This window comes from Streptococcus sp. KR (genome assembly GCF_002238115.1).
Classification (GTDB): Bacteria; Bacillota; Bacilli; order Lactobacillales; family Streptococcaceae; genus Streptococcus.
In genome coordinates this window covers 1-273 of record NZ_NGVM01000261.1, presented here as the reverse complement: position 1 = coordinate 273, position 273 = coordinate 1, and the positions used below count along the sequence as shown (strand labels likewise).

At 37.0% G+C, this 273-nt stretch carries 1 pseudogene; it reads left to right on the top strand.

Features of this window, described 5'->3' with window-relative positions:
- Window positions 1-241: pseudogene (locus CBI42_RS11860) on the top strand (replication initiator protein A); the annotation flags it as partial.
- Between the last annotated feature and the right edge of the window lie 32 nt (window positions 242-273).

The window sequence follows — 273 nt, the reverse complement described above, 5'->3', positions numbered from 1 at the left end:
TAAAGCTAAGTCAGCAGTCAGTAAACAAGCTAAGAGCATTCAGAATGCCCAGGAAGCCCTATCATTTGAATTAAACACCGATTATCAAGAAACTTTAGACACGGATTTGAAACGGATTATTGTTTCAGCTAACAAGAAGACTAGTCAACCAGACGGCTATATGATGACTTCGCTCATGGATATGTTTCAGAACAAAGTTAATGATTATTGCAGTCATGACGTTGTATCAGTAATTGGTTAAGGTGAATCAATTACGGGTAATTTAAGAACGTC